Raw genomic sequence first — 9,418 nt, 5'->3', positions numbered from 1 at the left:
CCCCCGCAGGCCGCCGCAGGCATCCCCCGGCCACACCCCCACCGGCGTCCTCGTACTCTTGAGCGCGTGCAGGAACGACATGACGCCCCCCTCGCCCCGCTGACCACCTTCCGGCTGGGCGGTCCCGCGGACCGGCTGATCACCGCCACCACCGACGACGAGGTGATCGCCGCCGTCCGCGAAGCCGACGACGCCGGCACCCCCCTCCTCCTCATCGGCGGCGGCTCCAACCTGGTCATCGGCGACAAGGGCTTCGCCGGCACCGCCCTGGTCATCGCCACCAGGGGCGTCACCCTCGACGGCACGAAGCTGGAGCTCGCCGCCGGCGAGGTCTGGACCGACGCCGTCGCCCACACCGTCGACGCCGGACTCGCCGGCGTCGAATGCCTCGCCGGAATCCCCGGCTCCGCAGGCGCCACCCCCATCCAGAACGTCGGCGCGTACGGCCAGGAGGTCGCCTCCACCATCACGGAGGTCGTCGCCTACGACCGCCGCACCCGCGAAACGGTCACCCTCCCGAACGCCGACTGCGCCTTCTCCTACCGGCACAGCCGCTTCAAGAACGACCCCGACCGCTACGTCGTCCTCCGCGTCCGCTTCGAACTGGAGGACGCCGACGGCCTCTCCGGCCCGATCAAGTACGCCGAGACGGCCCGCGCCCTCGGCGTGGAGCCCGGCGACCGCGTCCCCCTCGCCGCCGCCCGCGAGACCGTGCTGAAGCTCCGCGCAGGCAAGGGCATGGTGCTCGACCCCGAGGACCACGACACCTGGTCCGCCGGTTCGTTCTTCACGAACCCGATCCTCACGAACGACGAGTTCGCCGCGTTCCACGCGCGCGTGCGCGCCCGCCTCGGCGACGACGTCACCCCGCCCGCCTACCCCGCGGGCGACGGCCACACCAAGACCTCCGCCGCCTGGCTCATCGACAAGGCCGGCTTCACCAAGGGCTACGGCACCGGCCCGGCCCGCATCTCGACGAAGCACACCCTGGCCCTCACCAACCGCGGCGCGGCCACCACCGAGGACCTCCTGACCCTGGCCCGCGAGGTCGTCACCGGCGTCCACGACGCCTTCGGCATCACCCTCGTCAACGAGCCGGTCGCGATCGGCGTAAGCCTCTAGCACCGCGCCCGGGCCCCGGCCGGTCAGCCGACGAGCCAGCCGTCCACCCCCGCCAGCAGCCGCTTCTTCGTGTCGTCCGGCGCCGCCGACCCCCGGATCGACTGCCTGGCCAGCTCCGCCAGCTCCGCGTCCGTGAACCCGTGATGCGTACGGGCGATCTCGTACTGCGCGGCCAGACGGGACCCGAACAGCAGCGGGTCGTCGGCCCCGAGGGCCATCGGCACACCGGCCTCGAAGAGCGTGCGCAGCGGTACGTCCTGCGGCTTCTCGTAGACACCGAGGGCGACGTTCGACGCGGGGCACACCTCGCAGGTGATGCCCCGGTCGGCGAGCCGCTTCAGCAGCCGCGGGTCCTCCGCCGCGCGCACCCCGTGCCCGATCCGGTGCGCGTCCAGGTCGTCCAGGCAGTCACGGACGGACGACGGCCCGGTCAGCTCGCCGCCGTGCGGAGCGGACAGCAGCCCTCCGTCGCGCGCGATCGCGAACGCCCGGTCGAAGTCCCGCGCCATGCCGCGCCGCTCGTCGTTGGACAGCCCGAACCCGACGACGCCCCGCTCCGCGTACCGCACGGCGAGCCGGGCCAGCGTCCGCGCGTCCAGCGGGTGCTTCATCCGGTTCGCGGCGACGAGCACCCGCATCCCGAGCCCGGTCTCGCGGGCCGTCGTGTCCACGGCGTCCAGGATGATCTCCAGCGCGGGGATCAGCCCGCCGAGCCGAGGGGCGTACGACGTCGGGTCGACCTGGATCTCCAGCCAGCCGGAGCCGTCCTTGACGTCCTCCTCGGCGGCCTCCCGCACGAGCCGCTGGATGTCCTCCGGTTCCCTCAGGCACGAGCGCGCGGCGTCGTACAGCCGTTGGAAGCGGAACCAGCCGCGCTCGTCCGTGGCCCGCAGCCGCGGCGGCTCCCCGCTGGTCAGCGCGTCCGTCAGCGCGTCGGGCAGCCGTACTCCGTGTTTGTCGGCCAGTTCCAGGACGGTCCCCGGTCGCATCGACCCGGTGAAGTGCAGATGCAGATGGGCCTTCGGCAGTTCAGAGAGATCACGTACGCGCTCCATTGCAGGATCCTGCCGCACGCCCCCGCCGTCCCGGTAGCGGAATCCCTGAACGTGGTCTTGCTCGCACAAACGAATGGGGGCGGGCACCTCCCGGAATCCGGAAGATGCCCGCCCCCGAAGCGGGCCGGCGGAACGTCAGTCCGTCGCCTCGGCCAGCAGCTTCTGGATCCGCGACACGCCCTCGACGAGGTCCTCGTCACCCAGCGCGTACGAAAGCCGCAGGTATCCGGGCGTGCCGAACGCCTCGCCCGGGACGACCGCGACCTCGGCCTCCTCCAGGATCAGCGCGGCCAGTTCGACCGAGTTCTGCGGCCGCTTGCCCCGGATCTCCTTGCCGATGAGCGCCTTCACCGACGGGTAGGCGTAGAACGCGCCCTCGGGCTCCGGGCAGAGGACGCCCTCGATCTCGTTGAGCATCCGCACGATGGTCTTGCGGCGCCGGTCGAAGGCCTCACGCATCGTCGCCACGGCGTCCAGGTCGCCGGAGACGGCGGCGAGGGCGGCCGCCTGGGCGACGTTGGAGACGTTGGAGGTGGCGTGCGACTGGAGGTTGGTCGCGGCCTTCACCACGTCCTTCGGGCCGATGATCCACCCGACGCGCCAGCCGGTCATGGCGTACGTCTTGGCGACGCCGTTGACGACGATGCACTTGTCGCGCAGCTCGGGCAGGAGCGCGGGCAGCGAGGTGAACTTCGCGTCGCCGTAGACGAGGTGCTCGTAGATCTCGTCCGTCATCACCCACAGGCCGTGCTCGACGGCCCAGCGGCCGATCGCCTCGGCGTCCTCGGCGCTGTAGACCGCGCCGGTCGGGTTGGAGGGGGAGACGAAGAGGACGACCTTCGTCCGCTCGGTGCGCGCGGCCTCCAGCTGCTCGACGGAGACGCGGTAACCGGTGGTCTCGTCGGCGACGACCTCGACCGGGACACCGCCGGCCAGGCGGATCGACTCCGGGTACGTCGTCCAGTACGGCGCCGGGACGATCACCTCGTCGCCCGGGTCGAGGATCGCGGCGAACGCCTCGTAGATGGCCTGCTTGCCGCCGTTGGTGACGAGGATCTGCGCCGGGTCGACCTCGTAGCCCGAGTCGCGCAGCGTCTTCGCGGCGATCGCGGCCTTCAGCTCGGGCAGACCACCGGCGGGCGTGTAGCGGTGGTACTTCGGGTTCTTGCAGGCCTCGACGGCCGCCTCGACGATGTAGTCGGGGGTCGGGAAGTCGGGCTCACCGGCGCCGAAGCCGATCACCGGACGTCCGGCGGCCTTGAGGGCCTTGGCCTTGGCGTCGACGGCGAGGGTCGCGGACTCGGAGATCGCGCCGATGCGGGCGGAGACCCGGCGCTCGGTCGGAGGGGTTGCAGCGCTCATGGGGCCCATCGTTCCAGACCGGAAACGAGCCCGGCACGCGGGTTTCACAGACTGAACAGCACGGGAACAACCGTCCGGATCCGGGCGCGGCGGCGGTCGATCTTCGACGCACAACGCCCCTGCGGACGCTTTCTGTTCGACGACGGGCCTCGGACCACGTACACTCTCACCTCGTTGGCCTTCACCGGCCGCAGCGCCAGGTGCACACCGAGCACCCAGTCGTATGCGGTACGTTGGTGGAGAACCACAAAGGGTCGTAGCTCAATTGGTAGAGCACTGGTCTCCAAAACCAGCGGTTGGGGGTTCAAGTCCCTCCGGCCCTGCTACACACTCCTCACGCCAGGATGTGTGCGCATGTACGTACAGCAATGTTCCGCCGTGCGGCTCAGACCGGGCGCGGCACGGCCACGGACCCGGACCGGAATCAGGTGAGGATGAATGACGGACGCCGTGGGCTCCATCGACACGCCTGATGCCCAGGACGAGGTGCCCGAGGACAAGAAGAAGACCCGTAAGGGCGGAAAGCGCGCCAAGAAGGGCCCGCTGAAGCGCCTGGCGCTCTTCTATCGCCAGATCGTCGCGGAGCTGCGGAAGGTCGTCTGGCCCACCCGCTCCCAGCTGACGACTTACACCACCGTGGTCATCGTCTTCGTCGTCATCATGATCGGTCTTGTGACTGTGATTGACTTCGGACTCGACAAGGCCGCCAAGTACGTCTTCGGCTGAGCCGACTGCGAAGGGCGCCGTACCAGGCGCCCCTTTCGCGTGTTCCACCCCTTGTATCCAGGAAGAAGCAGCCACAGTGTCTGACCCGAACCTGAACGACGCCATCGAGCCGGACCAGTCCGTGGATGATGAGCTCGACATCGTCGAGGGAGCGGACGAGGTCGACGAGTTCGAGGCTGCGGAAGCCGAGGCGGGGGAGCCGGCCGAGGAAGAGGCCGTGCACGTCGTGGACGACGAGGCCGAGACCGAGGCCGCCGAGGAAGACGAAGAGGCCGCCGAGGCAGAGGCCGAGCCGGCCGAGCCGGTCGACCCGGTCGAGGCTCTCCGCGAGGAACTGCGGACCCTGCCCGGTGAGTGGTACGTCATCCACACCTACGCCGGTTACGAGAACCGCGTGAAGACCAACCTGGAGCAGCGCGCCGTCTCGCTGAACGTCGAGGACTTCATCTTCCAGGCCGAGGTGCCGCAGGAAGAGGTCGCGCAGATCAAGAACGGCGAGCGCAAGACCATCCGTCAGAACAAGCTTCCCGGCTACGTGCTGGTGCGCATGGACCTGACGAACGAGTCCTGGGGCGTCGTGCGCAACACCCCCGGCGTCACCGGCTTCGTGGGCAACGCGTACGACCCGTACCCGCTGACCCTGGACGAGATCGTCAAGATGCTCGCCCCGGAGGCCGAGGAGAAGGCCGCCCGTGAGGCCGCCGAGGCCGAGGGCAAGCCCGCCCCGCAGCGCAAGGTCGAGGTCCAGGTGCTGGACTTCGAGGTCGGCGACTCGGTCACCGTCACCGACGGCCCCTTCGCCACGCTGCAGGCGACGATCAACGAGATCAACGCCGACTCCAAGAAGGTCAAGGGCCTGGTGGAGATCTTCGGCCGCGAGACCCCGGTCGAGCTTTCCTTCGACCAGATCCAGAAGAACTAGCTTCGCGATCATCTGAAAGAGCCCCTGACCAGCGGTTTCCCGTTGGGCAGGGGCTCTCTCGTCTCTAGGGGGCCGTCACCGGGCCGGGGGCCGCCTCTGGGCCTTGCGATAGACCGCATCCACGGCCTTGCGGGTCCGGGTCTCACTCGTCGGCATCAGGTGCGTGTACGTCCGGAGGGTGAACCCAGGATCACCGTGCCCCAAGTAGGTGCTCACGGCCTTGACGCTCTCGCCCGAGTCCAGGAGGACCGAGGCGTAGAAGTGCCTCAGGGCATGCATGCCATCCTCGCGGGATTCCTTGTACCGCTCACCCACTCCCGGCACTGGGATGACGCCGGCGGAAGCCAGCGCGGGCTTCCAGACATGAGCATTGAAGTCGTTCCGGCGGAGCGCCCCGCCATCCTGGGTGGAGAAGTACAGGAGCTTGGTCACCGGCGGTCCGTCCGAGCGCATCCACGGCAACGTCACCTCGACCGGCGGGAAGGCTGTCATGTGCGTGGCGAGCACGGCCGCCACCGAATCGGGGAGAGGTACATCACGCAGCTTGTTGTTCTTGGGTGGTGCGAAGATCAGATGACCGTTCACGAGCTTCACTTGTTGCGTGACATGCAGCACCCCGGCCAGCGGGTCCACGTCGTCCACGGCGAGCCCGAAGATCTCACCCTGCCGAAGGCCGCAGCCAGCACCCACGTCGACCATGGCCCCGAGCCGATCAGGCATCCCGTCCCGAACCGCGAAAACGCGATCAGGTGACCACGGGGTGACCCGCCCAGGAGACGGCTTGGGCGGGCGGACCGAACCAGCACGGCACGGGTTGCGCGCCAGGTAGCCGTCGTCCACGGCAGCCGAGAGCACCGCCGAGACGTTTCCGAAGATCACTCGCCTGTAGGAGCTTGCCGCCCCGGTGTCCTCCAGAAGCCGAGCCCACGAGCGGATGTGCGACGGCTGGAACGATGCCAGCGGCCGAGTGCCCAGGTGAGGGAAGGCGTGGAGCCGCAACCGACTCTCGACCGCCACGCGGGTAGCCGGATCGGTCGTCTGTGAGGCCAACCAGTCTTCGGCGTACTTCCTGAACGTGATCTTTCCGGCGGCCGGGTCGATGTAGTGCCCGCGTGACATGTCGGCCTCGATGTTGGCCAGCCACCGCTCAGCCTCGCGCTTCTTCCGGTCCGGGAAGCTCTTGGACTTCTCGGAGCCGTCCGGGCCGATGTAGCGAGCCCGGTAGCGGAGGCCGACGCCATAGCGGTCGGTCTTGACCTTGACAGGCTTGCCGTTCGGGCCGGGCTCGGTCTTGTACCAGCGGTCTTGGATGTGTCCGGCCATCAGGCAGCCCCTTCCATCAGGGACTCCACCCAGACCCGTACGTCATCCGGGTCGAAGCGAAGATGCCGGCCGACGCGGAAGCCACGGGGGCCGGTGCCCTTGCGCCGCCACTGATACACGGTGTCGACGCTGGGCAGCCGCAGCATCACCACGAGGTCTTCCGGGGTGAGGTACTGGTCAGGAAGCTGTCGGCTCATGCGCAGACCTCCCAGTCGTCCGGGCCGGGCATGTCGGCGAGGGCTTCGCGTGCTGTCTCTCGGTTCAGTCGGATCTCCTTTGCGATGGATGCGGCGAGCCAGGATTCGCCGGGGGTGTGGCCTTGTCCGGCGTAGGTCCAGTGGGCGAGCACGAGCGTGGAGCCCTCCGAGCCGTCGAGGTCCTCGGACAGGCCCCGTGCGCGGCGTTCCTGGCGGGCGCGGTAGTCGGCGCGGACCTGGCGCAGGGCGCTGAGGGTGGTGGAGTACTGGCGGGACTTGGTGGAGAAGTGTCCGCGGAAGCCGAGCATGTGGGCCCAGCGCGCCAGCAGCCGTTCGGGGTAGGCGTCGTCCAGGTCCCAGCAGGCTTCGATCAGCCGCCGCGTGTGCGCGGGCAGCGGGAGCTTGTCCAGCTCGGAGAGTTCCCCGATCCGGTGATCCACCGTGCCGGTGGTCTCGGCCGCCTTGGTGGCGTACTTGGCCACGTAGGAGGCCACGGCCTGTTCGGTCAGTTCCTCGTGTCCGAGGGCGCCGATGGGCTGCACGTCGACCTGCTTGCCCCACCGCAGCGTGCGGGCGGGGAGGTCGCCGGATGCGGGCACCGGCACGGAGACGCGGGCCGCAGCCGCCCTGATCGCATCGTCCAGGAGAGCGACCGTCGCCCAGGAGGGCGGGGAGGTGTCGGGCCCGTCCGGACCGTCGAGGCGTACGACCGCGTGGAAGTGCACGGCCCCGCGCTTCTGGAACTCGGCGACCTTGCCGAAGGCGACTCGGCACACCTCCTTCAGAGCGGCTTGGGTCAGACCGGCGCGGGCGGCGATCTCCCGGCGCAGGTAGATCGTGAACCGGCGCCACAGGTCCCCGGCGAAGTTGTTGAACAGCACCGCCCCGGCGTAGTCGTACCGGCCGGGGTCGAGCGCCGTCCCGAGCGCCGGATCATCCTCGGCATGCTCGGTACCGCACCGGCAGCGCCCGGAGTCCGGGCGGTTGTGCACCGGCCCGAACGAGGGGGCGGTGAGCGTGGCGAAGACGCGGGGGTGATCCCGCACGTCCGAGGAGACGCCCTTGGCGAGGTCGCCGGTGATCCCGGCGCGGATCAGGTGGTAGGTGTCCCCGGCGTAGGTCCAGGCGCAGGCCGGGCAGCGCGAGGCCCGCCGGTTGCCGCAGGCGACCCGGAGCATGCCGCCCGGCTCACCCTCGGTGCTGTAGGAGTACAGGACACCCCCGGTCGCGCGGTCACGGGTGACGGTCTGGCCCATGAGCCGGATCGGGTGCGCGCAGCCGCCGGTACGGCGTACCTGTTCCTGCCAGCGGTCGAAGCCCGGCGCGTTCGCCACCCGCAGCAGATCGGCGAGCGTCAGGGGGTCGGTGCCCATGGAGGCCGCAGCACCGGCCACGGCCTCCGGGGCGACGGGGAAGACCGTCACGCAGCCACCCCCGCGCGCACCGGCAGGTGACCGCCAGGGTTGTGCCCGGGACACGACTGAAGTGCGTCCGTGCCGTCACCCATGTCGTAGGCGACCCAGCCGGTACCAGCGCAGAGGCAAGCTCCCTCGACCAGAGGCTGACGACCGCGCCTCTTGGCTTCCGGGGTCATCCCCGAGCCGCAGGTGAGCAGGGCGGCGAGCCGCTCGGCACGGTCCAGCCGGGCAGCGGACGGGAACCGGCGGGCATGCGCCGCCTTCTGCTCAGGGGTGGCCGAGTTGGCCACCCACAGCAGCCGGTAGCCGTAGGCGTACGCGGCCGACTGGTACAGCTCATCCAGGCCCAGACGCATGACGCCCTGGAGAACCCACGAGGCCAACAGGTCGAAGTCGCCACGCCGGTTCCGGTAGCGGGTCGGCATGTCTGAGGCGTACAGCGCGACCGCGCGCTCACCGTTCGACAAGTCCTCCACCGACACGGCATGCGCGGACGGAAGGATCGGGGCAACGTGCTCGACAACCAGAGTTGCGGGCATGATGGAAGCTCCCTTCGAGGGACGAAGGAGGGCGGCGAAGCTGCTTGGCGGTAGGTGCGCCGCCCTCCGGTTCGTATTGCGTGTCCTAGGTGTCACAGTACACCCTTCCTTGGGTGTGGCAAGAGTCCTGGGTGACCTAGAACGGAAACGGCGATATTCTCGGGGAATGAGCCCTAGCCCCGACGAATCCGAGCCCGCTTCCCGCCAGGTAGCCACCGCCATCCGGGGCGAGATCCGCTCAGGGGAATTGGCCCCCGGCGCGAAGATTCCGTCTGTCCGGAAGCTCGCTGAGCGCTTCGGGGTGGCCGTAATGACCGCCCAGAGCGCGGTGGAGATCCTCCGATCGGAGGGGTTGATCTACACCAGTCCCGGCCGTGGCAGCTTCGTTCGCTCGGAGGCCCCCTCTGTCCAGGAGCCCGAGAGATCATCCGAGTTCGTGGAGATCACGAAACACCTCAGTGCCTTGCAGGCCACCGTTGAAGATCTAGCGAAGCGTCTTGCTCAACTGGAAGACGCGGCTGGCCGCCAGGCTTCTTAGTCAACGCGTCGACTCTCTGGCTCAAGTCGGCCACCTCGGCCCTGATGCGCGTCAACGTCCTTAGGACTGTGGCCAGTTCGTCATGAGTCATTTCGCCGACCGCCTCTCGCTCCGGTAGCTTCCGTTCGGGTGAAGCCAGCAAAACGCAGGTCATGACGTTGATTACAGGCTGAGAGTCGATCACTCACAGATCACTCACAGGCACAGCCAGCGGAG

At 69.2% G+C, this 9,418-nt stretch carries 10 protein-coding genes and 1 tRNA gene; 5 read left to right on the top strand and 6 right to left on the bottom strand.

Translation table 11 applies throughout. From position 1 onward, the window contains the following. The first annotated feature begins 66 nt into the window (after positions 1–66). Positions 67–1,122, top strand: coding sequence for a UDP-N-acetylmuramate dehydrogenase (locus tag AOK15_RS10800; protein ID WP_055515291.1), 1,056 nt, complete (start codon positions 67–69; stop codon positions 1,120–1,122). Positions 1,123–1,145: 23 nt separating this feature from the next. Here the strand turns inward: AOK15_RS10800 and AOK15_RS10795 are convergent, their stop codons facing one another. Both AOK15_RS10795 and AOK15_RS10790 read right to left on the bottom strand, forming a co-directional pair. Then, positions 1,146–2,177, bottom strand: coding sequence for an adenosine deaminase (locus AOK15_RS10795; protein ID WP_055515290.1), 1,032 nt, complete (start codon positions 2,175–2,177; stop codon positions 1,146–1,148). 135 nt (positions 2,178–2,312) lie between these two features. After that, positions 2,313–3,539: a pyridoxal phosphate-dependent aminotransferase gene (locus AOK15_RS10790; RefSeq protein ID WP_055515288.1), complete on the bottom strand. Its 1,227-nt coding sequence runs from the start codon at positions 3,537–3,539 to the stop codon at positions 2,313–2,315. Between the two features lie 250 nt (positions 3,540–3,789). Here AOK15_RS10790 and AOK15_RS10785 point away from each other — a divergent pair. From AOK15_RS10785 to nusG, 3 genes are all read left to right on the top strand, one after another. Continuing rightward, a tRNA-Trp gene (locus tag AOK15_RS10785) sits at positions 3,790–3,862 on the top strand. A gap of 115 nt (positions 3,863–3,977) precedes the next feature. Further along, positions 3,978–4,265, top strand: a complete 288-nt coding sequence (secE, locus tag AOK15_RS10780) for a preprotein translocase subunit SecE (protein WP_033528314.1) — start codon at positions 3,978–3,980, stop codon at positions 4,263–4,265. A 76-nt stretch (positions 4,266–4,341) separates the two neighbouring features. Then, positions 4,342–5,187 carry a transcription termination/antitermination protein NusG gene (gene nusG, locus AOK15_RS10775; protein WP_055515287.1) on the top strand — a complete coding sequence of 282 codons (846 nt, stop codon included), beginning with the start codon at positions 4,342–4,344 and terminating at the stop codon, positions 5,185–5,187. Positions 5,188–5,262: 75 nt separating this feature from the next. Here the strand turns inward: nusG and AOK15_RS10770 are convergent, their stop codons facing one another. From AOK15_RS10770 to AOK15_RS10755, 4 genes are read right to left on the bottom strand one after another with little or no spacing between them, the layout of a single operon-like run. Continuing rightward, on the bottom strand, positions 5,263–6,510 hold the full coding sequence (locus AOK15_RS10770; protein WP_055515285.1) for a tyrosine-type recombinase/integrase: 1,248 nt from the start codon (positions 6,508–6,510) through the stop codon (positions 5,263–5,265). Next, positions 6,510–6,707, bottom strand: coding sequence for a helix-turn-helix transcriptional regulator (locus tag AOK15_RS10765; RefSeq protein WP_055515284.1), 198 nt, complete (start codon positions 6,705–6,707; stop codon positions 6,510–6,512). Before AOK15_RS10765 ends, AOK15_RS10770 begins: the two co-directional genes overlap by 1 nt. After that, entirely contained in the window at positions 6,704–8,080 is a 1,377-nt protein-coding gene (gene repSA / locus AOK15_RS10760; protein ID WP_055515297.1) for a replication initiator protein RepSA, read from the bottom strand. The genes AOK15_RS10765 and repSA overlap by 4 nt, the downstream gene beginning before the upstream one ends. Before the next feature lie 47 nt (positions 8,081–8,127). Next, positions 8,128–8,664 (bottom strand): hypothetical protein, encoded by a 537-nt coding sequence (locus tag AOK15_RS10755; RefSeq protein ID WP_055515282.1) that lies wholly within the window; start codon positions 8,662–8,664, stop codon positions 8,128–8,130. Here AOK15_RS10755 and AOK15_RS48510 point away from each other — a divergent pair. Then, positions 8,549–9,202, top strand: coding sequence for a GntR family transcriptional regulator (locus AOK15_RS48510; RefSeq protein ID WP_338059891.1), 654 nt, complete (start codon positions 8,549–8,551; stop codon positions 9,200–9,202). The genes AOK15_RS10755 and AOK15_RS48510 overlap by 116 nt on opposite strands. Positions 9,203–9,418: the final 216 nt, after the last annotated feature.

This window comes from Streptomyces ossamyceticus, from assembly GCF_001418475.1.
Lineage (GTDB): Bacteria > Actinomycetota > Actinomycetes > Streptomycetales > Streptomycetaceae > Streptomyces > Streptomyces ossamyceticus.
This window is presented reverse-complemented; position numbering and strand designations above follow the sequence as displayed.